We start from the raw sequence: 25,031 nt of genomic DNA on the forward strand, positions 1-25,031 counted from the left end.
GCCATGCTGCAGAAGCCGAGCCGCAACCGCGTCGCCATCGTTCTCAAGGGCTATCCGCGCCTGTCCGAGACCTTCGTCGCGCAGGAGATCCTCGGCCTGAAGCGCCGCGGCGTCGCCTTCGATCTCGTGTCGCTTCGCCAGCCGACCGACGAGAAGACCCATCCGGTCCACGACGAGATCGCGGCCGAACCGCTCTACCTGCCCGAATATCTCTACACCGATCCGCTTCGCGTCCTGCGGGGATGGCGGATCGCGCGGCGCCTGCCCGGCTACGCGGCGGCGCGGGCGATGTTCTGGAAGGACTGGCGACGCGACCCGACGCCGAACCGGGGACGGCGCTGGGGGCAGGCGCTCGTCCTCGCCGCCGAGCTGCCGGAGGAGACCGGTCTCCTCTACGTCCACTTCCTCCACACGCCGGGCTCGGTCGCGCGCTATGCCGCGACGATGCGGGGCCTGCCCTTCGGCGTCTCGGCCCATGCCAAGGACATCTGGACGATTCCCGACTGGGAGAAGACCGAAAAGCTCGGCGACTGCGCGTTCCTCGTCACCTGCACGGCGGCCAATGCCGCGCATCTGAAGGGGCTGGCGCCCGATCCCGGGCGCGTCGCCCTCGTCTATCACGGTCTCGACTTCTCCCGCTTTCCGCCGCCGGCCGCACGGCGGGCCTCGGCGCGCGACGGGTCCGATCCCGAAGATGGCGTGCGCATCCTCACCGTCGGGCGTCTGGTGGACAAGAAGGGTTATCACGGGCTGATCGAGGCGCTCGGACTTCTGCCGAAGAGCCTCTCCTTCACGCTGGACATCGTCGGCGGCGGGCCCCTGAAAGCCGAGCTGAAGACGCTCGCCGCCCGTCTCGGCCTGTCCGATCGCGTGCGCTTCCTCGGCTCGATGGCGCAGGCCGAGATCCTGAACCTCTACCGCGAGGCCGACCTCTTCGCCCTGAACTGCCGCATTTCCGACGACGGCGACCGCGATGGACTGCCGAACGTCCTGATGGAGGCGCAGAGCCAGGGGCTGCTCTGCCTGTCCACCCGCGTCTCGGCCGTGCCCGAGCTTCTCGTCGACGGGAAGACGGGGCTCATCGTCGAGCCCGACGACCCGGCCGCGCTCGCCGCCGCCCTGGCGCGGGCGATCGGCGATCCCGGGCTCCGGGCACGGCTTGGCGCGGCGGGCCTTGCCCATGTGCGCGCCGCCTTCGGGGCCGAGGCCGGGATCGAGGCGGTGCATCGGCGCATCGACGCCGCCCTGTCCGCGCCTGCCCTGCGGTGAGGATCGCCTTCTACGCGCCGATGAAGGCGCCGGACGATCCCGTGCCCTCCGGCGACCGGCGGATGGCGCGTCTCCTGATGGCGGCGCTCGGACGCGGGGGAGCGCAGGTCCGTCTGGCCAGTCGTTTCCGGTCCTACGATCGCGGCGATCCCGCGCGGCAGGAAAGGCTGCGCTCCCTCGGCGGCCGGATCGCCCGACGTCTTCTCCGACGCTTCGAAGCTTTGCCGGCTGAGCTTCGGCCGGAGATCTGGTTCACCTACCATCTCTACCACAAGGCGCCCGATCATCTCGGACCCGTCATCGCGCGCGCGCTCGCCATTCCCTATGTCGTCGCCGAGGCGTCCTTCGCCCCCAAGCAGGCGCGTGGGACCTTTGCGATCGGCCATGCGAGCGCCGGCGATGCGATCGCGGCGGCGGATCGGATCTACAGCCTCAATCCGGTCGACGCGGTCTGCCTGCGCCCGCTCGTCAAGGACGAGCGCGTCCTCGCCGATCTCGCGCCCTTCATCGACACCAGCGCCTTCGCGATCGATCGGGCGCGGCGACAGGAGGCGCGCGCGCGTCTGGAACGGCGCTTCGCCGTTCCCGCCGGCGTGCCGCTGATCCTGACGGTCGCGATGATGCGCCGAGACCAGAAGCTCGCCTCCTACGCAGCCCTCGCGCAGGCGCTGGGCCGGCTCGGGGATCGTCCCTTCGCCTGGCTCGTCGCCGGAACGGGATCGGCGGAGGCCGAGGTGCGGAGGCTGGCCGCACCCCTGGCCGGGCACGTCGCCTTTGCGGGCCTCGCGGAGGGCGAGGATCTGCGCGACCTCTATGCCGGGTCCGATCTCTTCGCCTGGCCGGCGGTCAAGGAAGCCTTCGGCATGGCCTTCGTCGAGGCGGCGAGCGCCGGTCTCGCCGTCGTCGCCGGACGATCCGGCGGGATCGACGCGATCGTCGAGGACGGCGTCACCGGCCGGATCGTGCCGGCGGGAGATGCGGCGGAAATGGCCGAGGCGCTCGGCGCCTTGCTGGACGATCCCGCCCGCATCGCCCGCATGGGCGCGGCTGGGGCGGAGCGGACGCGACGGGTCAACGACATCGACGCCGCTTCACGGCTCCTCTTTGCCGATCTGCACCGTCTCGTGGCCGAACGCGGGTCGGCAGGCTCCGAATCCGGGAGAAACCCGACGGCGGAGCATGCCAAGCCCGAGCGGCGCTCGAGCCTCTTGCCGGACGCCGTCCGGCGTGACGATCCATGATCGAGATCCTTCTCCTGCGCCATGCGCCGACGCAATGGAACGCGGCGAAGCGCATCCAGGGCCGCACCGACGTTCCGCTGTCCGCCGAGGGTCTCGAACGCGCCGCCGGCTGGCGGCTGCCGGCGGCGGCGGCGGACTGGCCGGTCCTGTCGAGTCCGCTCGGCCGCGCCGTTCGAACCGCCGAGGCGATGGGACTCGGCCCGGCGCCCTTCCAGCCCCTGATCGAGATGGACTGGGGCCGGCTGGAAGGCCTGCGCCTCGACGAGATCCGCGCACGGGGCGGCACGGGTTTCGCCGCGAACGAGGCGCTCGGCCTCGATTTTCGGCCGGAGGGCGGCGAGAGCCCCCGCGAGGTCGGCGCGCGCGCGCTCGCGGGGCTCTCCGCCCTCGATCGCGATACGGTCTGCGTCACGCACAAGGGGGTCCTGCGCGCCCTCTTCGCGCGGGCGCTGGATTGGGATATGCGCGGCAAGGCACCCGTGACGCTTCGCGACGGCTGCTGCCATCGTCTGGTCCTGCGAGAGGGGGGTGTCCTCTCTCTCGAAACGCCCAACATTCCGCTCGACGCCGAAGCAGCAACCCGGGGATGATCGTGAGCTTTCCTTCGACGAACGAAGCCCGGACGGGCCGCGTCCTCTTCTACATCCAGCATCTCTACGGCATCGGGCATCTGAAACGGGCCGCCGCCATCGCCGCCGCCATGGCGCGGATCGGGCTCGACGTGACGGTCGCCCACGGCGGCATGCCCGTCGCGGGAATGGAATGGCCTGGCGTCGATCTCGTCCAGCTGCCCGCCGCCGCGATCCGGGGCGGCGATTTCTCGCAACTGGTCGACGAGGCGGGCCGCGATGTCGACGAGGCCTGGCGCGTGCGCCGCGCCTCGGCCCTCGCCGATCTGGCGGACCGGGTTCGGCCCGACGCCGTCCTCTTCGAGCTCTTTCCCTTCGGCCGGCGGCAGTTCCGCTTCGAGCTCCTCGCCCTGATCGAGCGCCTGCGCGAGCGCTCTCCACGTCCGGCGATCCTGTCCTCGGTGCGCGACATCCTCGTCGCATCGCCGAAACCCGGCCGAGAGCGCGAGGCGGCCGACCTCGTGCTCGCCGCTTTCGACGAGGTGCTCGTGCATGGCGATCCGGCCTTCGTGCCCTTCGAGACGAGCTTCGGCGAGGCCGCGCGCATCGCGGGAAAGCTCCGCTACACCGGCTACGTTTCCTCCGATCTGCGGGCGCTCGATCCTGCCTCCGGGGCGCAAGCCGACGATGACGATCCGACGGCGCCGGGCGCCGGCGAGATCGTGGTTTCGGCCGGCGGGGGCGCGGCGGGCGGCCCGCTCTGGCGCCATCTTCTGGAGGCGCGGCGTCTTGGCCGCGCCCATGCCCTGCCCTGGCGGCTGATCGCGGGGCCGCGCCTTCCCGCGCAGGCCTACGCGGATCTGGAAGCCGCCGCCGCCAAGGCCGCTTCCGTGGCGGGCAGCGGTCCGATCGCGGTCGAGCGTTTCCGGTCCGACTTTCCCGCGGTCCTGCGCCGCGCCGCGCTCTCGATCTCGCAAGGCGGCTACAACACGACGATCGACCTTCTGGCGACGGGCGTTCCCGCCATCGTCGTGCCGATCGGCGAGGCGGAGGAGACCGAGCAGACCGAACGCGCCGCCCGTCTCGCCGAACGCTTCTATATCCGCCTCTTTCCCGAGGAGCGCCTGTCCGATCCCGCCGCCTTCGCGGCCGAGATCGACGCCGCGCTCGCCGATGCCCCGCGCCGCCGGGCCATGCCCGCGGCCGAATTCGCCCTGAAGGGCGCCGAGACGAGCGCCGCGATCCTCGCCGAGCACGTTCGCCGGGTTCGCGGCGGATGAGCGCGGCCGTGCGCGCGGCCTCCGATCCCTGGACGCGGCTCGACCGGGCGCTGGAAGACCACCGCGAGCGCTTGGGCGCGCCGGCCTCGTTCTGGCTGCGCGACGACGACGCGGTTGCGCCGGGCCCCGCGCTCGACCGCCTCCTCGCGATCGCCGATGCGGCCGGCGTGCCCGTCTCGCTCGCCGTCATCCCCTCGCGGGCGGATCCGGCGCTCGTCCGCGCGCTCGAAGGCCGGCCGGATGTCGCCGTTCTCCAGCACGGCTTCGCCCATGCCGACCACGCCTTGCCCGGCAACAAGAGCCGCGAGTTCGGCCCGGACCGCCCGCTGGCCGAGATGATCGCCGAGGTCGCGGAGGGACGACGGCGCCTTGCCGGCTTCGCCGGCTTCGTTCCGATCTTCGTGCCGCCCTGGAACCGCATCGCCCCGGCGCTTGCCGCCGAGCTTCCGCGTCTCGGCTTTCCCGTTCTGTCCGGTTACACCAACCGGCGCGAACCGGCCCCGGTCGCGGGCCTCGACATCCTCGACGCCCATCTCGACCCCGTCGCCTGGCACGCCGGACGCGGCCTCGCCGACACCGCGCAGCTGCTGGACCGGCTCTCGGCGCGTCTCCAGGCGAAGGTCGACGGGCGCATCGCCGCCGACCGGCCGATCGGCCTTCTCACCCATCATCTCGTGCACGACGAGGAAACCTTTGCCTTCGTCGGGGAGCTGTTACACTTCCTTGCCAGAAGGAGCCTCGCGCACTGGCTTTCCGGCGCTATGTTGCTGGAACGATTCGGGTGCGGCGACAGAACGGGGACGACATGACGGATCTCTTGCGCGTCGAGGACCTCAGCGTCGAATTTCGCACGCCGGCTGGAACGACGCGTGCCGTCAGCGGCCTCTCCTTCCGCATCGAGCCGGGCAGGACCGTCGCCGTCGTCGGCGAATCGGGATCCGGCAAGTCCGTCACCGCCCAGGCGATCATGGGTCTCCTCCCGCCGATCGCCGAGCGGCTGTCCGGCCGCATCCTCTTTGCCGACGGCGACGGGGAAGCGGTGGATCTGGCCGGCCTCGACACGCGCTCCAAGACCTTCGCGCGCATTCGCGGCAGTCGCATCGCGATGATCTTCCAGGACCCGACGACCTCCTTCTCCGCCCTCCACACGATCGGCGACCAGATCGGCGAGGCGCTGGCGATCCACGAGGACGTCTCGCCGAAGGAAATGCGCCGGCGTGTCGTGGAGTCGCTGACGGCGGTCGGCTTTCCCAAGCCCGAGCGCGCCTTCGACGCCTATCCGTTCGAGCTGTCCGGCGGGCTCTGCCAGCGCGCGATGATCGCGATGGCGATGATCTGCAAGCCCGCGCTCCTCATCGCGGACGAGCCGACGACCGCGCTCGACGTGACCGTCCAGGCCGAGATCCTGAAGCTCATGCGCGAATTGCAGGACCGCGAGGGCACCGCCATCCTCCTCATCGCCCACGATCTCGGCGTCGTCGCCAACATGGCCGACGAGATGGTCGTGGTGCACCATGGCCGCATCATGGAAAGCGGGACGGCGGCCGAGGTCTTCGCCGAACCGCGCCATCCCTACACGAAGGCGCTGCTGGCCGCCGTGCCGCGCTTCGACATGGAGCCCGGCGAGCGACTGATGCCGATCCGCGAGATCAAGGTCGATCTCGACACCGTGCGCGGCCGGCGCAAGGCCGAGACCCATGTCGCGCAGGGCGGCGAGGTGCTGCTGAAGATCCGCGGCCTCGCCAAGGGCTATCTCAACCGATCGGAAACGAGCTGGTTCAGCCGCAACAAGGCGCCAAGCCATATGGCGGTCGCGGGCGTCGATCTCGACATCCGGCGCGGGGAATGCCTCGGCCTCGTCGGGGAAAGCGGCTGCGGCAAGACCACGCTCTCGAAGATCGTCGTGCGCTCGCAGGAGGCCGACGGCGGCACCGTCGAGATGCTGGACGGGGCGGGCTCGATCGACGTTCTCGGCCTCGAGGGCGAGGCGCTGCGCGACTGGCGTCGGCGCGTGCAATACGTGTTCCAGAACCCGTTCTCGGCGCTGAACCCGCGCATGACGGTGAAGAGCATCCTGTCCGAGCCGCTGGTGATCCACGGCATCGGCGACGAGGCCTCGCAGAAGGCCCGCGTCGCCGAACTCCTGCGGCTCGTCGGGCTCGATGCCTCGCACATGAACCGCTATCCCCATTCCTTCTCCGGCGGACAGCGCCAGCGGATCGGCATCGCGCGGGCGCTGGCGCTGGAGCCCGAACTCATCATCTTCGACGAGCCGGTCTCCGCGCTCGACGTCTCGATCCAGGCCCAGATCCTGAACCTCCTGCGCGACCTCCAGTCCGCGCTCGGCCTGACCTATCTGTTCATCTCGCACAATCTCGCGGTGGTCGACTATCTCGCCGACCGCATCGCGGTGATGGCGGCCGGGCGGATCGTCGAGATCGCGCCGCGCGAGACGCTGTTCAAGGATCCGCGCCATCCCTATACGCGCGCGCTCATCACCGCCGTTCCCCAGCCCGATCCGAACCATCGGCTCGATTTCGACGCGATCAGCCTCAACCGCCGGTCCGATCCGGCCAAGTGGGGTGCGCCCTTCTCGGCGGACGAGCGAGGCGAGCCCCATCTCGTGGAGGTCGGCGACGACCATTGGGTGCGCGCCCACGAGATCCCCCCGCAGGCCGCCGCCATCACCGATCATGCCGGGACCGATCTCGGCGGGCGCACGCTCGCGGAACATGCCGAAATCGAGCGTTCGCTGCGCACCGATCCGAAGGGCGAGCCGAGCGTGACGCTCGATTTCGAGGGAGGGACGCTGGAAGGCTGGTCGACGCGGCGTCTCGCCGGGCCGCATTCGGCGCGCGTCCAGTCCGAGGTGGTTCGCGGGGGCGGTCATTCCTGCCGCTTCGAACTGCGGCCGGGCGATCACGTCAGCCAGGGCCTCAGGGCCGAGCTCCGCGACTGGTACAATCCGCCCTTCGACACCGACGTCTGGTACGCCTTCTCGACCTATCTGCCGAAAGCCGAATTCGCGCCGCCGGAGGGCACCGGCATCGTCCTTGCGCAGTGGCACGACCAGGCGCGGCTCGGCGACCCCTCGGGCAAGCCGCCTTTCGCCCTGCGCTACCGCGACGGCCTGTTCCGCTTCACCGGAGCCTTCGGCGACGTCGCATCGCCCGAGCCGGATCGCCTCCACCTGTTCCACGAGAGGCCGGCGCTCTACGACGCCTGGCTGGACTTCACCTTTCGCCTGCGCTGGTCGCGGCGGGGCGACACGCGCCTGGAGGCCTGGCTGAACGGCGACAAGCTCTTCGCCTATGACGGACCGCTCGGCTACCGGAACGAGGACAAGGCGCCCTATTTCAAGATCGGCGTCTATGCGAGCGGTCCCATCGAGGCGCCGCTCGTCGTCTATCACGACGAATATCGACGCGGCGCGACCTCGCTCGCCGTCGTTCCGGCCCATCCCGCTCCGGCCAAGGCGGAGATGGCGTGACCGGCGGATCCCGGCCGCGCCTCGCACTGTTCGCGGGGGATGGGAGAGGGCCAAGACCAGGTCCCTTCGCCGAGATCGTCGTCTTTCCCGTCCTGCCCGGCAGGGATCGCGACGCGCGTCTTGCGGCCGTGGCCGCGGCCGAAGCGGCGGCACTGGACTGGATGCTGGCGCCGGCGCCCGGCGAAACGCTTCTGCCGGACGCGCTGGAGATCGCAGGCGCAGCGACGACGGCCTATGACGCCGTGTTCGGGGCGCTGGCGGTCGGCGAGGAGGCGGGACCGTGGCGGCCCTCGCGTCTGGCCTTCGACGACCCCTCGCGTCTGCCGCACGCGCTTCTTCACTGGTGGATCGGCGACCGGCCGCTCGTGCGCACCGCGACCGAGCGGCGGGTGCTGGAAGCGCTGCCGTCGGGGCCCGTCGATCGCGCGGCCTATCTCGTCGCGCTCTGGACAGGGGCGCGGGCGATCAAGCTCGCGGCCCCGCTCGTCCGTCGCTTCGATGCGCCGGAACCCTTGTCGATGTCGGAGCGCGACGCCGTGCTGGAGCGCCTGGCGCGCGATCCGCTCTTCCTCCGCGTTCCCTACGGCGATCAGGCCTATTTCCTGCCCTATACCGGCCGGAATGCCGGCATCGAGCGCGAGCAGACGCGCGGGCTCTTCTTCGAGGCGGACGAACTCGAGGTTTTGAAGCAACGGATCGCGCCCGGCGCTATCGTCGCCGATCTCGGGGCGAACACCGGCAATCACACCGTCTTCTTCGCCGGGCCGATGCGGGCCTCGCGCGTCGTGCCGTTCGAACCGCTGCCGGAACTCGCGCAGGTCATCCGCGGAACGGCGGAGCGGAACGGTCTCTCCGGCATCGACACGACCCAACTCGGCATCGGCCTGTCCGATCGGGCCGGTCGCATGGCGGTGCGGCGATCGGAGCGCGGCGGTTTCGGGGCGACGCGCCTCGTGCCGGACGAAAACGGCACCGTTCCCGTGAAGCGACTGGACGACGTCTTGACGGGACGTCTCGATCTCCTGAAGATCGACGTGGAATCGATGGAATTACAGGTTCTTGCGGGCGCGGAGGCGACGATTTCACGCGAGCGGCCTGTCATCTTCATCGAGATCGCCCATGATAACACCATGGCGTTCTTGCAATGGCTCGACGCGCGGTCCTACCGGATCGAGCGCATCTTCCCCGACAAGGGGCACGCCAACTACCTGATCGCACCGGACGGCGAGCGTCGGAACGGCGCGACGTGACGAGAGGGACCGCGACGATGAGGCCTTCCTTCCCCGCTCTGCGAAGCCTCCTCGGGCTCGGCGTCGCCGCCGCCGGCCTCTGGCAGCCTCGTCCGGCTGGAGCCGCGGACTATATCGAGCCGCCGGCGCTCGCCGAGCGAGTCGCATCCGGCGACCTGCCGCCGGTCGCGGACCGGGTGCCGGCCGAGCCTCTCGTCGTGGATCTCCAGGCGCTCGGCAAGACGCAAGGGGATTACGGCGGCACCTTGCGCATCATCGAGGCGCAGGCCAAGGACACCCGCCGCATGGTCGTCTACGGCTATGCGCGCCTCGCCGGCTATACGCCCGATCTCGAGATCCGGCCCGATCTCGCCCGCGCCATCGACGTCGTCGAGGACCGGATCTTCACGATCCACCTGCGCAAGGGCCACAAATGGTCCGACGGCGAGCCCTTCACCGCCGAGGACTTCCGCTATTACTGGGAGGACGTCGTGGGCGACGACGAGCTGTCTCCCCATGGCGCGCCGCGCGAACTCCTCGTCGAGGGCAAGCCGCCGACCGTCACCTTCGTCGACGCGGAAACGATCCGCTACGAATGGGACAAGCCGAACCCGTTCTTTCTGCCGGCGCTGGCCGACGCCCAGCCGCTCGAGATCTGGCGGCCCGCCCATTACCTGAAGAAGTATCACCGCCACTATGTCGAGGCGGACAAGCTGAAGGCGAAGGTCGAGGAGGCCGGCCAGCGCAACTGGGTCGCGCTCCACTTCAAGTACGACCAGTCCTACAAGAACGCCAATCCGAAGATGCCCTCGCTCCAGCCCTGGGTGCTGGCGACCAAGCCGCCTTCGGACCGCTTCATGTTCGTGCGCAATCCCTTCTTCCACCGGGTCGATCCGGCGGGCCACCAGCTGCCCTATATCGACGACGTCGCCATGACGATCGCGAGCTCCCGCCTGATCCCGGCCAAGACCGGAGCCGGCGAGACCGACCTTCAGTCGAACTATCTCTCCTTCGGCAACTACGCCTTTCTGAAGCAGGCCGCCGCCGGCCATGGCTACGAGATGCGTCGCTGGACCAGCGGAAAGGGCTCGAAGATCGCGCTCTTCCCGAACCAGAACGTCGGCGACGAGGCCTGGCGCAAGCTCTTCCAGACGTCCGATTTCCGCCGCGCGCTTTCCGTCGCGATCAACCGCGAGGACATCAACCAGGCGATCTATTACGGTCTCGGCAAGCCGCAGATCGACACCGTGTCGGAGACGTCCCCGCTCTACGATCCCGCGCTGCCGGGGCGCTGGGCCCAGTTCGATCCCGCCCTCGCCAACCGGCTTCTCGACGGGCTCGGCCTCACCGAAACGGACGGAGACGGCATTCGCCTCCTGCCGGACGGCCGTCCGATGATGCTCGTCATCGAAACGGCCGGCGAGGACACCGAGCAGGTCGACGTGCTCGAACTCATCGGCGAGGATCTGCGCAATGTCGGCATCAAGATCCTGGTGAAGCCGAGCGAGCGCGACACGCTGTCCCGACGGCTCGCCGCGGGCTCCACCATGATGTCGGTCTGGACCGGGCTCGAGAATGCCCTGCCGAAGGCGACGACGAGCCCCGACGAGCTCGCGCCGACCAATTCCGAGCAGAACGAGTGGCCGCTCTGGGGCATGAACTACGAGACCAAGGGAACGGCCGGCGAGCCGCCGACGACGCCGGTGGCCAGGACCTTGCTCGATCTCAACAATCGCTGGCGCATGACGACCGACGTCAGGGCCAAGGAGGCGATCTGGAAGGAGATGCTGGCGATCAATGCCGACGAGGCGCTGCGCATCGGCATCGTCTCCGGCATCGACCAGATCGTGGTCGTCTCCGAGCGCCTGCGGAACGTGCCGGAAACGGCGGTCTTCAACTGGAATCCCGGCAGCTTCTACGGGATCTACCGGCCGGAGACCTTCTACTTCGCCGAGCCCGACCAGCAGCAAGCCCAGGCGAAATAAAGATCGATCATGCTCGGATATCTCGCCAACCGCGTCCTCACGATGATCGGCACCCTCGCCGTCATCAGCGTCCTCGTCTTCACCATCATCCAGCTGCCGCCGGGCGACTATCTCACGACGATGGAAGCCGAGCTTCGGGCGGAAGGGGAATCGATCAACAACGAGCGCATCCAGTTCCTGCGCGAGGAATACGGCCTCGACCAACCGCTGCCCGTTCAGTACTGGAACTGGGTGACCGGCCTGATGCACGGGGATCTCGGCTATTCCTTCGAATATTCGCTTCCCGTCGCCGACGTCGTGGGCGACCGGCTGTTCCTGACGCTGGTGCTCAACTTCTTCACGGTGCTCTTCATCTACGCCGTCTCGTTTCCGATCGGCGTCTACATCGCGACGCATCAGTACAGCGTCGCCGACCACAGTCTGTCCTTCCTCGGCTATCTCGGTCTTGCCACGCCGAACTTCCTGCTCGCGCTGATCCTCCTCTACGTGTCGAACACCGCCTTCGGCCTGTCCATCGGCGGTCTGATGGACCCGATCTACGCCGATCAGCCATGGTCGGCGGACAAGGTCGGCTCGCTGCTCGCCCATCTCGTCGTGCCCGTCCTCGTGATCGGCACGGCCGGCACGGCCGGCATGATCCGACGCCTCCGGGCCAATCTCCTGGACGAGCTGCAGAAGCCCTATGTGGTGACGGCGCGCGCCAAGGGGCTGGCGGAGGGGCGAATCCTGCGCAAATACCCGTTGCGCGCGGTTCTCAATCCCTTCGTCTCCGATATCGGGACGCTCCTGCCGCAGGTCGTCTCCGGATCGGTCATCGTCTCCGCGGTGATGTCGCTGCCGACGACCGGGCCGATGCTCCTGTCCTCCCTGCGCAGCCAGGACATGTATCTCGCCGGTTCGTTCCTGATGTTCCTCGCGGTCCTCACCGTCGTCGGCATGCTCGTTTCCGACATCCTCCTCGCGCTGATCGATCCGCGCGTCCGCCTGACCGGGAAGCGCAAGGCATGACGACGCTGCCCCATGTGGTCTCGACCGAACCCTTCGACCCCGAGCGCACGATCGCGGAGGGCTCTTCCTATTCGATGAAGTACCAGAACGCCTCGCAGCGGCAGCTGATCTGGTGGCGTTTCCGGCGGCATCGCATCGCCTTCGTCGCGATGCTCGTGCTCATCCCGGCCTATCTTTCGATCTTCGTCAGCGAGATCGTCGCGCCGTACAATTTCGCGGCGCGCCACACCTCGCACATCTTCATGCCGCCGCAGGGCGTGCATCTCTTTCACGAAGGACGCTTCGTCGGTCCCTTCACCTACGACATGAAGGGCACGCTCGACCTCGACACGCTCCAGCGCAACTACCAGACGGACCGCTCGACCCCCAAGCCCATCCGCTTCTTCTGCCAGGGCGAGAGCTACAAGTTCTGGGGCATGGCGGACATGTCCTTCCATCTCGTCTGTCCGCCGGAAAACGGCACCATGTTCCTGCTCGGCACCGATCGGCTGGGCCGCGACATGCTCTCGCGGCTCGTCCTCGGCGCGCGCATCTCCCTGACGGTGGGCCTCGTCGGGGTCGCGATCTCCTTCGCGCTCGGTCTGTTCTTCGGGGGACTCGCCGGCTATTTCGGCGGTTGGACGGACTATTGGGTCCAGCGCGTCACGGAGACCCTGCGCTCGATCCCGGAACTGCCGCTCTGGCTCGCTCTGTCGGCCTCGCTGCCCGTGACCTGGAGCCCGATCGTCGTTTATTTCGGCATCACGATCATCCTGGCGCTACTCGACTGGCCGGGGCTGGCGCGCGCCGTGCGCTCCAAGCTTCTGTCGCTGCGCGAGGAGGATTTCACGGCGGCCGCCGTCGTGATGGGCGCGCGGCCCGGCCGCATCATCGCCAAGCATCTCCTGCCCAATTTCATGAGCCACCTCATCGCTTCGGCCTCGCTGTCGATTCCCTCGATGATTCTCGCCGAAACCGCCCTGTCCTTCCTCGGCCTCGGCCTGCGCCCGCCCATCACGAGCTGGGGCGTCATGCTGTCGGAGGCGCAGAACATCGAGGCCGTGGCGCTCTATCCCTGGCTGCTCCTGCCGATGGTGCCGGTGATGATGACCGTGCTCGCCTTCTCCTTCCTCGGCGACGGCCTGCGCGACGCAGTGGACCCCCATTCGAGCCACTGAATCGGACAAACCCCCGAGGCGGGAGCGAAACCCGGCCCGAGACGGCCAGCCGAGAACCCAACCCGAGAAAGCCAATCCCCGGGCCGGCCGCGGCCGGGATCCCGGGACAGACGCAGTCCGTCGTCGGGCGGACCCTTCCCTCAGGCGGCGGCCGGTTCGACCGCCGGCGCCTCGGCCTCCTGCGTCCGAAGCGCGAAGAGCGGCATCTCCTCCTGCAGGCCGACCAGAAGATGCGACCCGACGGGTGCCCAGGCCTCGGGATGCCCTTCCGCGACGGCGGCGGTGGCGAGAACCTGCGAGCCCAGCGTCTTCGTCAGCTTCTCGATGCGGGCGACCTCGTTGACGGTCGCCCCGATGACGGAGAAGGACAGGCGGCGCGGCGTGCCGATATTGCCGAAGCGTACGTCCCCGATGTTCATGGCGATGCCGAAGCGGATCGGGCCGAGCCCGTCCGCGACGCGCCGGGCGTTCAAAGCCGCCCCGCCCGCCAGAGCCTCGCGCGCGGCCAGCATCCCGGCCTCCGTCGCCTCGAGGATCGAGGCCGGATCCGGCGCGCCGGATGCCGAGGCCTTGATCGGAAAGATCGCGAGGACGGCGTCGCCGATGAAGGCGAGCACTTCGCCGCCGGCATCGATCGCAGCCGTCGCCACGACGCCGAAATACTGGTTGATCAGTTCCAGGTAGCTGCCTTCATCGAGCATTTCCGAATAGTGCAGCGCATTGCGAAGGTCGGAGAACCAGACGAGCGCATGGGTGAGGCTGCCGCTGCCGAGCTGAATCTGCCCGGCCAGAACCTCGCGCGCGACCGTCGGCCCGAGATAGGTGTTGGTGATGTTCGCGGTCATCTGCGGTTGGATCGCGGTCTTGCAGGCGACCGCGAAGGCGCGCTGGACGCGCTGCAGGGCGTCGATGTCCTCGTCGGTAAAGCCGGCGGGCCGCTCGGTCGTCCAGGTGACGTAGATCCCGAAATTCGATTGTCCGCTCTCGAGCACCGGCGGACCCTCCGCGAGGGCCGTCCGGATCGCGACGAAATCCGTGTAGCCCTCCGCGTGAAGGTCCTCGACGAGGGGAAAGTCGAGAAGCGGATCGCGCCCGGTGAGGCGTCGCCGCATCACGGTCACCTCGTGCTCGACCATCCAGGCGATCGGGCTGTTGGTCCAGGCGTCCGAGCGGTCTTCCTGGTGGTTGAACTGCTGGAACTGGGTCTCCTCGCCATGCCGCCAGAGCACGGTCTCGGCGCGGAAGAGCGGATGCAGGGTCGGCCAGGTCAGTCGGGCGCGCGCGACGGGAACACCGATCGCCTGCAGGCGGACGCAGAGGTGCTGGAACGTGTCGACGATCGGCGGCGAGGCGAGGGCCTGGTCGATGAGCCAGTCGCCGATGCGTTCGAGAAGGGTGCCTTGGCTCATCGAACCGTCCTTGTTCTTGCCAGGGCCAGCGGCGCGGCTTCGGCCCGGCGCACGGGATCGAAAGCACCCGTCGCCTCGCCGGAACCTGCTGCAGCGCCAGTCCGTGTCCAGTCCCATCCTGTGCGCAAGCCGTGCCACGACGACGCTCTCTCGAGGAGAGCGTTCCTTCGGACCCACCGTCCGTCGAACGAACCCGTTCCCTGGATGAATCGGCAAACCGCGGAGATCGGCGACCTCGTCGCGCCGCGCCCGTCCGGGGCACGCCCCCGATCAGGCTTCGACGGGCCGGGCCGAGAGCGTCAGCGACATTCCCGTGCGTCCCGCCAGAGTGCCGGGAAAGACGAGACGCGCTTGGGCCTCAAACCGGGCGATCTCGGCATCGTATCGCATATGGGCATGGTGGAAGAGGACGAGGCGCTGGGCCTCCGCGAGCCGGCACAGCCGCACGCCCTCCTCCCAGGAGGAGTGGCCGTAGCCGCGGAACCGTTCCATCTCCGCTTCCGCATAGGTCGTGTCGTAGAAGACGATGTCCGCGCCGCGGATGAGGTCGAGCACGGCTTCGTCCGTCTGGCCGGGCACGTGCTCGGTATCGGTGACGTAGGCGACCGCCCGTCCGGCATGCTCGACGCGGTACCCGACCGCACCGTTCGGATGGTCGAGCCGCGCGGTTCGCACGGTGATGTCGGGCGAGGGCGCCAAGACGTCGCCCGGCGAGAAGCTGCGGTAGTCGAGGTCGGCGGAGAAGATCTTCGGCGTGATCGGCAGGAAGGGCGCGCGCATGAAGTCCTCGACCGTCTCCTTGCAGCTGCGGCCGTCGAGCATGTGTCCGGCCGAGATCGAGATCGATGCGTTCGGCAGGTAGAGCGGCTTGAAGAAGGGCAGGCCCATGATGTGGTCGTAATGGACATGGCTGAAGAAGAGGTCGGCGTCGAGTTCGCCGAGCGTCGCCATGGATCGGCCGAGCGGAACGATGCCGGTCCCGGCGTCGAAGATGAGACGCCGCCCGCCCGCGCGCATTTCCACGCAGCAGGTCTCCGTCCCGTAGGCGACCTGTCCGTTGCCACAGCCGGGAAGGGTGCCGCGGGCGCCCCAGACGCGGATGTCGAAGGCGGGCAGGTCCTCGTCGATCAAGGTTTCAGCTCCGTCGCGGTGGCGTGGCGAATCGTGGTTGGCACACCTCGACGACCGGGAGGGGAACGACCGGGATGGGGACGACCGTATTGGGAACGGCCGGATTGCAATGGGCCGAACTGCGAACGGCCAGGATGGTCGTGTCGCTCAATGGGGGCCGTTGCGTTCCTCGGAGGCGACGAGTTCGGCCGTGGTGCGGCTGAGGCGAAAGCCGAGCTCGCGCAGCATGGCGATCCCCATGGCCGGAAACGTCGTCAGGAGCTCGGCGAAACAGTCCTTGTCCACGCGCAGCGCCGTGAGGTCGGTCGTCGCCTCCACGCTGGCGGTGCGCGGCACGTCGCACAGGATGGCGATCTCGCCGACGAAGTCGGTCTCGCCGACCTCCGCGAGGTCGATCGGCCCGCTCGGTGTCGTCACGAAGACGCGCGCCTTGCCGCTGAGGATCACGTAGGCGCTGTCGCCGGCCTGTCCCTGTTCGAACACCATCTCCTTGGCCTTGAAGCGCACGACCTGCGAGGTGAAGGCGAGGAGCTTCAGCTTCGAGGAATCGACGCCCGAGAAGAGCGGGACGCGCTTCAGGATGTCGACCTCGTTCTTCAGAAGGCTCATGGCGATGTCGAACTCCGAAACGAGAAAAACGGCCGGGCCTCAGCCTAGTCGGATTGTTCCGCCGGGATCAATCCTTGCGCGACATGAAACGATGATGACGGTTTCAGGGCGACGTGTAAAACATGGGCATCCAACGGGATGCGAACAAGTTGTGGACGTGGGAGAACCTTTCCCTGGTCTTCGCGCGCCTGGGACCGCGGAGGCGTTGCCGCGTCGCTCCTGGCGCCACGATCGCGGTCAGACCGCGAGCTGACCGGCCGGCGCCTCCGCGGCAAGGCTCGGGCCGTCCGGTGTTTCGCGGGCGATCGCGTCGGCCTCCGCCGTTCGCTGTCCGGCGGCCCGCGTCTCCGCCTCGGCCTCCTCGGGCGCCGCTTCCTCGATGTCGGGCACGGGCTTGTCGCCCGGCTTGAAGTCGGCGACGACATGGCCGTTGTCGAACTCCACGATGCGCTCGAAGAGGTCGGCGGTCTGCGGGTTGGAGAGAACCCAGAAGGTGCCGAACGGCTGGGCCTCGTCGGCGCCGCGCTCCAGCGTCTTCTCCACGATGCGGCGCTGCGTGTCGGCGTCGAGCGCGGAAAGGCCGCGATTGACGATGAGATAGTCGGGCGCCTTCAGGAGGCTGCGCGCCAGGGACAGCTTCTGCTGCTGGCCGAGCGACAGGCGTTTGGCGCCCGCGCCGATGTCGTAGGCGAGGCCCGCCTCCTGCACGATCGGCGACAGGCCGAGATCGTCGAGGCTCTTCACGAGCAGCCCTTCCACCGCGTCGGTCGCATTGGCGAGATCGTAGGCGATGCGCCCGAACAGGACGTTGTCCTGGATGCTGGCGGCCGGATTGAAGGTCTCGGCCTCGTGGAACACGATCACGGCGTCGAGCTCTTCGGGGATCTTCTCGCGGAACAGCCGCCGGGTCTCGATGACCTTCGCCATGAAGTCCTCGTCGATGAGACCGAGGCGCTGGCGCGGCTCGACATAGCCGAGCGCGAGCCGGATGAGCGCGACGCGGTCGGCCTGCCCCACCGTGTCGAAGCCCTTTCCGGCCGCGCGCAGGAGAACCTGGCGATAATCCCCGAGCTCCTCCGGCGTCATGATCGACAGGCGCTGGAGCAGGGGATTGCCGGGTTCCAGTTCCCCGAAGAGATCGACCATCGTGGCCGCGATGTCGCGTCCCATTTCGTAGAGGATCGCCGCCAGGCCCGTCGCGCGCAGCGTCGTCTTGGAGTGCTCGTGTCCGTAGAACTGCGCGAGCCCGACGCGGGGATCGCGCGGCGCGCCGAAGACGATGTTCTCCATGATCGTGGCGTTGAGGACGTATCGGTCGGGATCGAAGGCCTCGACATAGGCCTCCATGCCCGCGCCCGCGAGCCGGTCTCGGAAGGTGTGGCGGGCGGCGAGGATCGTCTCGGCCGTGTCCTCCTGCAGATCCGCCGGCACGCGGGCCCGCAGGCCGAAGAGCTGCACGTCGCGTTCCAGGAGCACGATCTGCAGGATATCCCCGATCCGGCCGCTGAGCTCGGAGACGTCCGACAGGCCGATGGCCTCGAGGTCGATCCAGTCGTCCAGCGGGTCGAGCAGCGTGTTGCCGGAGCGGATCGTCTCGTGCCGGGCGAGTTCGCTCTGGCTCTTCCGGTTCGCCCGACGCTTGCGGCTCCCCGACGTCTCCGCGTCCTTCGCGACGGGGTGGCGTTTCAGGCCATAGACCAGCGACTCCCGGAGCGATGTCCGGGGGAAGTAGGTCGCGGCGTCGACATAGCCGATGCGCCGGCCCGTCACCGCCTCGGGAAGCTCGGGCAGGGCCTTGCCCGCGAGCATCACCTGGCCGGTCGTGGGCAGGCGCAGGCGCGCCAGAACCTCCGCCACGTGCTCGCCGCCGCTGCCGACGGGCCCGATGGCGGCGACCCGCTCCCGAAGGGGCAGGTCGAGGGAGACCTGCTCGACGAGCCGCCCGTCGCTTTCGTCGAGAAGGCCGAGATTGCTGACCGCGAAAGCCCCGACGAGCGGCGCGACGCGCTCCGGGGTGGGGGCCTGGAGCGCCTCGTCGGCGACGTCGTCGATGTCGAACTGTTCGACGACCTGATCGTATTTCACCTGCACGTCGAGCCGGATCTGGTCCCAGTCGATGAGATCCTTCAGCGGCGAGGGGAGTTCCTTGTAGGCGGCGATGACGGCGACGAGCTGGCCGATGTCGAGCTGTCCCGTGATCGCAAAATAGCCGCCGAAGAGATAGAAGATGAAGGGCGTGACCTGCGACAGGAAGTTGTTCAGGAACTTCACCAGGAACTTCCACTGGTAGATGTCGAAGCGGATCAGGAAGATCTGCCCGAGCTCGGCGGCGACGCCGGCCCGCTCCCAGTTGGACGTGTCGTTGGTGTGGACGCTGGAGATGCCTTCGACGATCTCGCCGACGCGGCCGGCGAACTGGCGCGCGGTCAGCTGGCGCTGGCGTCCGAGAACCAGCAGGCGTCGGCGCATGCGCGGGATGATGATGACCTGGATGCCCATCACGCCCAGCGCGACGAGACCGAGCGTGATCGACTGGACGAAGATGAAGACGATCGCGGTGAGCACCTGGCTCATCAGATAGACCGGCGTCACGAAGGCATCGCCGATGAAGCCGCCGATCGGCTCCAGCTCGTCCTTGATCATCGAGGCGATCTCGGGCGAGCGCAGTTGGCGGAAGCGCTGGATCGGGAAGCGCAGCACGAGGTCCACGAACTCGTAGCGCATGCGCCGGAGCATGCGCTCGCCGAGCCGGCCCTTGAACGTGTTGATGTAGTACTTGAACGCGCCGTTGATGATGACGAGCGCCAGGAACAGGCCGGACAGCACGAAGAGCGCGTGGAATCGGTCGAAGTCGAACCCGCCGAACAGCGTGATCTCGCCGCTCTGCGAGATGAAGCTCGGGACGGGAATCGACAGATCGAGGAAGGTCTGCGTGGCATCGTTGCCGGATTCGTAGCCCTCGCCCTGGATCGGCCCGTTGACGATGAGCTTGGGCAGGTTCAGCGAGGCGAAGAGCGGCACGATCGAGAGGAGCACGACGAACAGCATCCAGATCTGTTCGCGCCTCGTGTGCTTCCAGGCGTAGCGGTAGAGCGTGACGGCCATGCGTGCGGTGGTGCCTGGAAGGAATCGGACGGCGCGAGCTTAAAGCAGAAACGAGCGCGGCGGTATCGCCCGCCGATGCAGGGAGCGCCGCTCGCGGGCGGTCGCGGGAACGCGGCGTCGGAGGCGTTGCCGCTTCTGTGATTTGCAGGGGAGGGGAGGCGCGCGCATCTCTAGCCTGTCAGCCCGCGCGAAGGCCGCGTCCTCGAAGGATGCGCCGGATCGGCCGGGCGCCTTCACCCGTTCGAGGATCGACGTGATGACCCGCCCCGCCGCCCGCTTTCGCTCCGTCTCCCGCTTCCGGATCGCCGCCCCGCTCGCTCTGGCCGTTCTCCTGATGGGCGGCGGTGGTCTCCTGATGTCGCGCCTGCCGGCCATGGCCGAGGAGGTGGCGGTCGTCATTCCTCCGCCGAGCCTCGACGAAGCCGCGTCCGCGGCCGGACTGAAGACGGCCCGCTTCGCCGGCGGTTGCTTCTGGGGCGTGCAGGGTGTGTTTCAGCATGTGAAGGGCGTGACGAACGCGGTCTCGGGCTATGCCGGTGGCGACAAGGCGGAGGCGACCTACGAGGCGGTGTCGCGCGGCTCGACCGGCCATGCCGAAACGGTGGAGGTGACCTACGATCCCACGGTCGTCACCTATGGCCAGCTGCTGCAGGTCTTCTTCTCCGTCGCGCACAACCCGACCCAGCTGAACCGCCAGGGACCCGATCACGGCCCGCAATACCGCTCGGCCGTCTTTCCGCTCAATGCCGAGCAGAAGGCCGTCGCCGAGGGCTACATCGCCGAGCTCGACAAGACCGGCGCCTTCGGGGACCGGATCGTGACCACGACGGATGCCGCACCCGCCTTCTATCCGGCCGAGACCTATCACCAGGACTTCCTGACGCTGAACCCGACCTATCCCTACATCGTCTACAACGACCTGCCGAAGATCGAGAACCTGAAGACGACCTTCCCCCAGCTGTATCGCGAGGCGCCGGTTCTGGTGTCGAGCGCCAAGAGCTGAAAGGCCCGGTCGGCGGACGATCCGCGGGACGGATCGAGGACGTCGATCGATGAGAGAGCAGCGGAACTGAGGGACGAGCCTCAGCCGCTGCTCGGACTCCGGTTGCGCCCCGTCCTCGCAGGATCGTAAAATCCCGGTATGGGTCCGAGAATCACCATCACCTACTGCACGCAGTGCCAGTGGCTCCTTCGCGCAGCCTGGATGGCGCAGGAACTGCTTTCGACCTTCGGTCCCGATCTCGGCGAGGTCGCGCTGATCCCGGGAACCGGCGGCGTCTTCGAGATCGCCTACGACGGCGAGCCGATCTGGGAGCGCAAGGCCGATGGCGGGTTTCCCGAGGCCAAGGTCCTGAAACAGCGCGTGCGCGACCGTCTCGATCCCGCCCGCGACCTCGGCCACAACGACCGCTGAAAAGCAGGACGCCGCCCCGAGGGACGGCGTCGGCCATGCTCTGCCTCTGCGGGGAGGGGCCGCTCAGCGCGCGATGTAGACCACGCGGCGGTCGACATTCGAGACCACGTAGGGCCGCCCCTCGCTGTAGAAGTAGGAGTAGCCGTCGTAGCCGGCGATCGGCGTCAACCGCGCTTCGACCGGCACGACATAGCCGTTCTCGATCCGGCCTTCCAGCACGAGGTCGTCCGCCCGGTTGTCGCGAACATAGCCGATGAGTTCGTCCGGCAGGTCGCCCGACGGGAGGGCCGCCGTCGTCGTTTCCACCGCGACGACCGACCGGTCCGACGCGCGGACGATGACCGGGCGGTTGTCGGCATCGTAAAAGTAGACGTAGTCGGGATCGCTCGGAACGGGCACGAGTTCGACGGTCTCGGGCACGATCGCGCCCTCCACCAAGCGACCCTCCAGAACGACGGCCGGGCGCGGATTGCCGATGACGTATTCGCGCACAGTCGTCGGCGTCTCGACCGCGACGAGCGGTCCGCCGTTCGGTCCGCCCGCGTCCACGATGACCCCTTGCGCGGCGGCCGGGCCGGACAGAAGCGCGACGGCGGCGGCGGCGAGGATGACGTTTCGCATGGTCTTCACTCCGAAATTCTCTGATCGAACCCTTCGCTCACCAAACCGTCGGTCCGACGAAGGGTTCCCGCCCAGGGTCCGGAGCCCGCGTCCCGCGTCGCCGCTCGCGCGTCAGCCGACCTCGATGCGCAGCCGGTCCGGATAGAAGGCGACATGTCCGGCGATGGCAGCCGCCTCGGCCTTTGGCGTGTCGTAGGCCCAGGCCGCGTTCTCCGAGGCGCGTCCCGCGGCCGAGATCGTCCAGTAGCGTGCCTCGCCCTTGTGCGGGCAGGTCGTGCGATGGTCCGTCGGGATGAAGAACTCGGTCGCCACATGGTCGCGCGGCACGTAGACGACGGGCGGACGCGAGCCCTCCTTCAGCACCAGCGCCTCGTTCGTCGTCGCCACGATGACGTCGCCGAAGAGGACGTTCACCGGGCGCGTCTCGCGTTCGATGGTGATGTAGGGCGTGCCGCCCTGCGATTCGGCTGCGCTCATGGATGGTCTCCTCGGTGGATTCGTGTGGGTAATCGATGGAGGTCGATGCCGGTTCCGGGTTCCCATCGACGCAGCCTTCGCCCCGACGTCGCAAATCGGGCAGCTTCCGGGACCGGCCCCGTGCTTTGGCCTCGGTTCGAGCACGAGATCGAGACGCGGACGAGGACCCCACCATGCGCGCGCAGCCCCAAGCTTCCCACTTCATCGACGGCGCTTGGGTCGAGGATGCCGCCGGCGTCCGGTTCGAGAGTCTCTATCCCGCGACCGGCGAGGCGATCGCCGCGCTTCACGCCGCCACGCCCGCCATCGTCGAGGCCGCCGTCGCCGCCGGGCGGCGCGCGCAGAAGGATTGGGCCGCCCGCACCGGGGCGGAGCGAGGCCGTGTCCTGATGCGCGCGGCCGAGATCCTGCGCGAGCGCAATCGCGAGCTTTCGGAGCTGGAGACGCTCGACACCGGCAAGCCGCTGCAGGAGACGCTGGTGGCCGACGCGGCATCCGGCGCCGACTGCCTCGACTATTTCGGCCGCCTCGCCGGCGACATCCGCGGCGACTACATCGATCTCGGCGGCCCCTTCGCCTACACGCGGCGGGAACCGCTCGGTCTGTGCGTCGGCATCGGCGCCTGGAACTATCCGATCCAGATCGCCTGCTGGAAGGCCGCGCCCGCGCTGGCCTGCGGCAATGCCATGATCTTCAAACCCTCCGAGGTGACGCCCTTGTCGGCGCTGAAGCTCGCCTCGATCCTCGTCGAGGCGGGCCTTCCCGCGGGCGTCTTCAACGTGGTGCAGGGCCGCGGCGACGTCGGCGCCGCGCTCGCCGAACATCCCGGCGTCGCCAAGGTCTCCGTCACCGGTTCGATCGCGACGGGAACCAAGGTCATGCGCTCGGCCGGCGCCGGTCCGAAGCCGGTGACGCTCGAACTCGGCGGCAAGTCGCCGATCCTCGTCTTCGCTGATGCCGATCTCGATGCGGCCGTGGCGGGGGCGATGCTCGGCAACTTCTACTCCGCCGGGCAGATCTGCTCGAACGGCACCCGCGTCTTCGTCGAGCGCTCCGTGCGCGCAGCCTTCGTCGAGAAGCTTCTGGAGAAAACCCGCGCCCTGACGCTCGGCGACCCCCTGGACGAGGCGACCGAGATGGGTCCGCTCGTCTCGCGCCCGCAATACGACCGGGTCCTCTCCTATCTCGAACTCGGCAAAGCGGAGGGCGCGACGCTCGAAATCGGCGGCAACGCCGCGCGGGTGGAGGCCTTTCCGCAGGGGCTCTTCGTCGAGCCGACCGTCTTCACCGACGTCACCGACACGATGACGATCGCCCGCGAGGAGATCTTCGGACCGGTCATGTCCATCCTCGACTTCGATGCCGAGGACGAGGCGGTGGCCCGCGCCAACGCCTCGGAGATGGGTCTGGCCGCCGGCGTCTTCACCCGCGACATCGAGCGCGGACACCGCGTGGCGGCCGCGCTCGAAGCCGGAATGGTCTGGATCAACGCCTACAACCTGACGCCGGTCGAGATGCCGTTCGGGGGTGCCAAGCGCTCCGGCTTCGGCCGCGAGAACGGGCGGGCGGCGCTGGATCATTACAGCCAGGGCAAGTCCGTCTATGTCGAGATGGCGCGCCGCGGATAGTTCGTTCGCTTGACATTCGGCTCGCTCCCCCGCTTGGCTCCCCCGGTGGGCCCCGCTTGGCTCCGCCGGTGGGATGGAGGCAGGGACGAGCTTGGAACGAGGCGATCCGACGGCCGAGGCGAGGCGTCGCCGGGAACTCGTGACGGCGCTCCAGGCGGTAGCCGGCGGCGACCGCGACGCGCTGCGCGAGATCTACGAGCGCACGGGAGCGAAACTATTCGGCGTGTGCCTGCGTATCTTGGGGAGCAGGGAAGAGGCCGAAGACGTGTTGCAGGATGTCTACCTTACGGTTTGGAACAAGGCGCACAGCTTCGATCCCGCACGCGCCAGCCCCATCACCTGGCTCGCCACCATTGCCCGCAACCGCTCGATCGACCGCCGTCGCGCCGTCGCGCCGCGCGTCGCCGATCGCCCGATGGAGGAGGCCTTCGAGGTCGCCGATCTCGGACCCGACGCGCTGGATGCTCTCGAGAGCGGCGACGACGCACGCCGCCTGAAGGACTGTCTCGGCACGCTGGAGCCGAAGGCCCGCGACGCGATCATCTCCGCCTTCTACGGCGGCCAGACCTACGAGGAACTCGCCGCGATCGGGCGCCAGCCGCTCGGCACGGTGAAGAGCACCATCCGCCGGGCCCTGATCCGTCTCAGAGGATGCCTCGAGACATGAGCGGCATCGATGACGGTTCCCCGCGCGAGGAAGCCGACCTCCGGGCGGCCGAAGCCGCGCTCGGCCTACTCTCCGGAGCCGAGCGGCGCGAGGCCGAACGGCGGCTGCGCACGGATGCCGCGTTCGCCACCTCGGTCGGTCGCTGGAACGAGCGCCTGGAGCCTCTTCTCTCCGGCATTGCGCCGGCGGAGCCGCCGCCGCATGTCTGGAGCGGCATCGAGCGCGATCTCGCCCGGATGACGCGGACGTCGCCGCCGAAGCCGGACCATGGCCGGGCCAATGTCGTTCCCGCCTTCTGGCGTTCCTTCGCGCTCGGCGCGTCGGGGCTGCTGGCGGCGAGCCTCGCCGGGCTGGTGGTTCTGTCGATCCCGCAGCCGGTGCCGCAGCCGCTGACCGCCTCGATCGTCGGCGAGGGGGCGGGCGCCATGCCGCTCTACACCGCCGTCGTCTATCCCGGCGCGACTGGCGCGACGCTGATCCCCGTCACCACAGCCGCCGCGCCCGGCCATTCGCACGAGCTCTGGGTGATCGCGCCCGGCGACGCGCCCCGCTCGCTCGGCGTCCTGCGCCCCGGAACCCTGCGCATCGAGATCGCGCCGGAGCTTCTGGCGGAGGGCGGCGTTCTCGCGATTTCGCTGGAGCCGCTCGGCGGCTCGCCGACAGGCCAGCCGACGGGGCCGGTCGTCGCCAAGGGCGAGCTTCACCGGATCTGACGGCGCCAAGGCTTCGGCAGCGGCGAAAA

The 25,031-nt window shown here is 68.7% G+C and carries 21 protein-coding genes and 1 pseudogene; 16 read left to right on the forward strand and 6 right to left on the reverse strand.

Going from position 1 to position 25,031, the window contains the following annotated elements:
• Positions 1-3: 3 nt before the first annotated feature.
• The 11 genes and pseudogenes from ASG43_RS21270 (at position 4) to ASG43_RS21315 (ending at position 13,228) form a co-directional block, all read left to right on the forward strand.
• On the forward strand, positions 4-1,269 hold the full coding sequence (locus ASG43_RS21270) for a glycosyltransferase family 4 protein (RefSeq protein WP_056509327.1): 1,266 nt from the start codon (positions 4-6) through the stop codon (positions 1,267-1,269).
• Entirely contained in the window at positions 1,266-2,510 is a 1,245-nt protein-coding gene (locus ASG43_RS21275) for a glycosyltransferase family 4 protein (RefSeq protein ID WP_056509330.1), read from the forward strand. Before ASG43_RS21270 ends, ASG43_RS21275 begins: the two co-directional genes overlap by 4 nt.
• Positions 2,507-3,100: a histidine phosphatase family protein gene (locus ASG43_RS21280; protein WP_056509333.1), complete on the forward strand. Its 594-nt coding sequence runs from the start codon at positions 2,507-2,509 to the stop codon at positions 3,098-3,100. The genes ASG43_RS21275 and ASG43_RS21280 overlap by 4 nt, the downstream gene beginning before the upstream one ends.
• A 2-nt stretch (positions 3,101-3,102) precedes the next feature.
• A complete protein-coding gene (locus tag ASG43_RS21285) occupies positions 3,103-4,359 on the forward strand; it encodes a glycosyltransferase (protein WP_244488194.1) in 1,257 nt (418 codons plus the stop codon).
• A complete protein-coding gene (locus tag ASG43_RS21290) occupies positions 4,356-5,168 on the forward strand; it encodes a polysaccharide deacetylase family protein (RefSeq protein ID WP_056509339.1) in 813 nt (270 codons plus the stop codon). The genes ASG43_RS21285 and ASG43_RS21290 overlap by 4 nt, the downstream gene beginning before the upstream one ends.
• Positions 5,165-6,955 (forward strand): annotated as a pseudogene (locus ASG43_RS21295) (ABC transporter ATP-binding protein); the annotation flags it as partial. The gene ASG43_RS21290 and the pseudogene ASG43_RS21295, both read left to right, overlap by 4 nt.
• 186 nt (positions 6,956-7,141) lie before the next feature.
• On the forward strand, positions 7,142-7,849 hold the full coding sequence (locus ASG43_RS23675) for a polysaccharide lyase (protein WP_244488203.1): 708 nt from the start codon (positions 7,142-7,144) through the stop codon (positions 7,847-7,849).
• Entirely contained in the window at positions 7,846-9,099 is a 1,254-nt protein-coding gene (locus ASG43_RS21300; protein ID WP_056509342.1) for an FkbM family methyltransferase, read from the forward strand. Before ASG43_RS23675 ends, ASG43_RS21300 begins: the two co-directional genes overlap by 4 nt.
• 17 nt (positions 9,100-9,116) lie before the next feature.
• The gene (locus ASG43_RS21305; protein ID WP_056509345.1) at positions 9,117-11,063 is read left to right on the forward strand and encodes an ABC transporter substrate-binding protein; all 1,947 of its coding nucleotides are present in this window, start codon (positions 9,117-9,119) and stop codon (positions 11,061-11,063) included.
• Positions 11,064-11,072: 9 nt separating this feature from the next.
• Positions 11,073-12,071, forward strand: coding sequence for an ABC transporter permease (locus ASG43_RS21310; RefSeq protein ID WP_056509347.1), 999 nt, complete (start codon positions 11,073-11,075; stop codon positions 12,069-12,071).
• Positions 12,068-13,228 (forward strand): ABC transporter permease, encoded by a 1,161-nt coding sequence (locus ASG43_RS21315; protein WP_056509349.1) that lies wholly within the window; start codon positions 12,068-12,070, stop codon positions 13,226-13,228. The genes ASG43_RS21310 and ASG43_RS21315 overlap by 4 nt, the downstream gene beginning before the upstream one ends.
• 140 nt (positions 13,229-13,368) lie before the next feature.
• Here the strand turns inward: ASG43_RS21315 and ASG43_RS21320 are convergent, their stop codons facing one another.
• The 4 genes from ASG43_RS21320 to ASG43_RS21335 form a co-directional block, all read right to left on the reverse strand.
• Positions 13,369-14,637 (reverse strand): adenylate/guanylate cyclase domain-containing protein, encoded by a 1,269-nt coding sequence (locus tag ASG43_RS21320; protein ID WP_056509352.1) that lies wholly within the window; start codon positions 14,635-14,637, stop codon positions 13,369-13,371.
• A gap of 270 nt (positions 14,638-14,907) precedes the next feature.
• The gene (locus tag ASG43_RS21325; protein WP_056509354.1) at positions 14,908-15,768 is read right to left on the reverse strand and encodes an MBL fold metallo-hydrolase; all 861 of its coding nucleotides are present in this window, start codon (positions 15,766-15,768) and stop codon (positions 14,908-14,910) included.
• A 147-nt stretch (positions 15,769-15,915) separates the two neighbouring features.
• On the reverse strand, positions 15,916-16,377 hold the full coding sequence (locus ASG43_RS21330; protein WP_056509356.1) for a Crp/Fnr family transcriptional regulator: 462 nt from the start codon (positions 16,375-16,377) through the stop codon (positions 15,916-15,918).
• Positions 16,378-16,614: 237 nt separating this feature from the next.
• Positions 16,615-19,482 (reverse strand): ABC transporter transmembrane domain-containing protein, encoded by a 2,868-nt coding sequence (locus ASG43_RS21335; RefSeq protein ID WP_056509359.1) that lies wholly within the window; start codon positions 19,480-19,482, stop codon positions 16,615-16,617.
• 334 nt (positions 19,483-19,816) lie between these two features.
• Here ASG43_RS21335 and msrA point away from each other — a divergent pair, with 334 nt between their 5' ends.
• Both msrA and ASG43_RS21345 read left to right on the forward strand, forming a co-directional pair.
• Entirely contained in the window at positions 19,817-20,485 is a 669-nt protein-coding gene (gene msrA, locus ASG43_RS21340; RefSeq protein WP_244488204.1) for a peptide-methionine (S)-S-oxide reductase MsrA, read from the forward strand.
• 138 nt (positions 20,486-20,623) lie between these two features.
• Complete coding sequence (locus ASG43_RS21345; protein ID WP_056509365.1) at positions 20,624-20,896, forward strand: SelT/SelW/SelH family protein; 273 nt, start codon at positions 20,624-20,626, stop codon at positions 20,894-20,896.
• A 63-nt stretch (positions 20,897-20,959) separates the two neighbouring features.
• On the opposite strand, the gene ASG43_RS21350 is transcribed toward ASG43_RS21345, so the two are convergent.
• Together ASG43_RS21350 and ASG43_RS21355 are read right to left on the reverse strand one after the other, a co-directional pair.
• Entirely contained in the window at positions 20,960-21,517 is a 558-nt protein-coding gene (locus tag ASG43_RS21350; protein ID WP_244488205.1) for a DUF1236 domain-containing protein, read from the reverse strand.
• Between the two features lie 111 nt (positions 21,518-21,628).
• Positions 21,629-21,994, reverse strand: coding sequence for a DUF427 domain-containing protein (locus ASG43_RS21355; RefSeq protein ID WP_056509370.1), 366 nt, complete (start codon positions 21,992-21,994; stop codon positions 21,629-21,631).
• Positions 21,995-22,167: 173 nt separating this feature from the next.
• Here ASG43_RS21355 and betB point away from each other — a divergent pair, with 173 nt between their 5' ends.
• The 3 genes from betB (at position 22,168) to ASG43_RS21370 (ending at position 25,002) form a co-directional block, all read left to right on the forward strand.
• Positions 22,168-23,622 carry a betaine-aldehyde dehydrogenase gene (gene betB, locus ASG43_RS21360; protein WP_056509373.1) on the forward strand — a complete coding sequence of 485 codons (1,455 nt, stop codon included), beginning with the start codon at positions 22,168-22,170 and terminating at the stop codon, positions 23,620-23,622.
• Positions 23,623-23,713: 91 nt separating this feature from the next.
• Positions 23,714-24,289 (forward strand): sigma-70 family RNA polymerase sigma factor, encoded by a 576-nt coding sequence (locus ASG43_RS21365; protein WP_244488195.1) that lies wholly within the window; start codon positions 23,714-23,716, stop codon positions 24,287-24,289.
• Entirely contained in the window at positions 24,286-25,002 is a 717-nt protein-coding gene (locus ASG43_RS21370; RefSeq protein ID WP_056509378.1) for an anti-sigma factor, read from the forward strand. Before ASG43_RS21365 ends, ASG43_RS21370 begins: the two co-directional genes overlap by 4 nt.
• The last annotated feature ends 29 nt before the right edge of the window (positions 25,003-25,031 follow it).

It is taken from the genome of Aureimonas sp. Leaf454 (assembly GCF_001424685.1).
Classification (GTDB): domain Bacteria; phylum Pseudomonadota; class Alphaproteobacteria; order Rhizobiales; family Rhizobiaceae; genus Plantimonas.

Excerpts from the sequence above, each read along its gene's own strand:
- ASG43_RS21350 (WP_244488205.1), bottom strand. The coding sequence starts at position 21,517 with ATGCGAAACGTCATCCTCGCCGCCGCCGCCGTCGCGCTTCTGTCCGGC.
- ASG43_RS21270 (WP_056509327.1), top strand. The coding sequence starts at position 4 with ATGCTGCAGAAGCCGAGCCGCAACCGCGTCGCCATCGTTCTCAAGGGC.
- ASG43_RS21320 (WP_056509352.1), bottom strand. The coding sequence starts at position 14,637 with ATGAGCCAAGGCACCCTTCTCGAACGCATCGGCGACTGGCTCATCGAC.
- ASG43_RS21370 (WP_056509378.1), top strand. The coding sequence starts at position 24,286 with ATGAGCGGCATCGATGACGGTTCCCCGCGCGAGGAAGCCGACCTCCGG.
- ASG43_RS21315 (WP_056509349.1), top strand. The coding sequence starts at position 12,068 with ATGACGACGCTGCCCCATGTGGTCTCGACCGAACCCTTCGACCCCGAG.
- ASG43_RS21355 (WP_056509370.1), bottom strand. The coding sequence starts at position 21,994 with ATGAGCGCAGCCGAATCGCAGGGCGGCACGCCCTACATCACCATCGAA.
- ASG43_RS21305 (WP_056509345.1), top strand. The coding sequence starts at position 9,117 with ATGAGGCCTTCCTTCCCCGCTCTGCGAAGCCTCCTCGGGCTCGGCGTC.
- ASG43_RS21345 (WP_056509365.1), top strand. The coding sequence starts at position 20,624 with ATGGGTCCGAGAATCACCATCACCTACTGCACGCAGTGCCAGTGGCTC.
- msrA (WP_244488204.1), top strand. The coding sequence starts at position 19,817 with ATGGGCGGCGGTGGTCTCCTGATGTCGCGCCTGCCGGCCATGGCCGAG.
- ASG43_RS21290 (WP_056509339.1), top strand. The coding sequence starts at position 4,356 with ATGAGCGCGGCCGTGCGCGCGGCCTCCGATCCCTGGACGCGGCTCGAC.
- ASG43_RS21330 (WP_056509356.1), bottom strand. The coding sequence starts at position 16,377 with ATGAGCCTTCTGAAGAACGAGGTCGACATCCTGAAGCGCGTCCCGCTC.
- ASG43_RS21310 (WP_056509347.1), top strand. The coding sequence starts at position 11,073 with ATGCTCGGATATCTCGCCAACCGCGTCCTCACGATGATCGGCACCCTC.
- ASG43_RS21280 (WP_056509333.1), top strand. The coding sequence starts at position 2,507 with ATGATCGAGATCCTTCTCCTGCGCCATGCGCCGACGCAATGGAACGCG.
- betB (WP_056509373.1), top strand. The coding sequence starts at position 22,168 with ATGCGCGCGCAGCCCCAAGCTTCCCACTTCATCGACGGCGCTTGGGTC.
- ASG43_RS21335 (WP_056509359.1), bottom strand. The coding sequence starts at position 19,482 with ATGGCCGTCACGCTCTACCGCTACGCCTGGAAGCACACGAGGCGCGAA.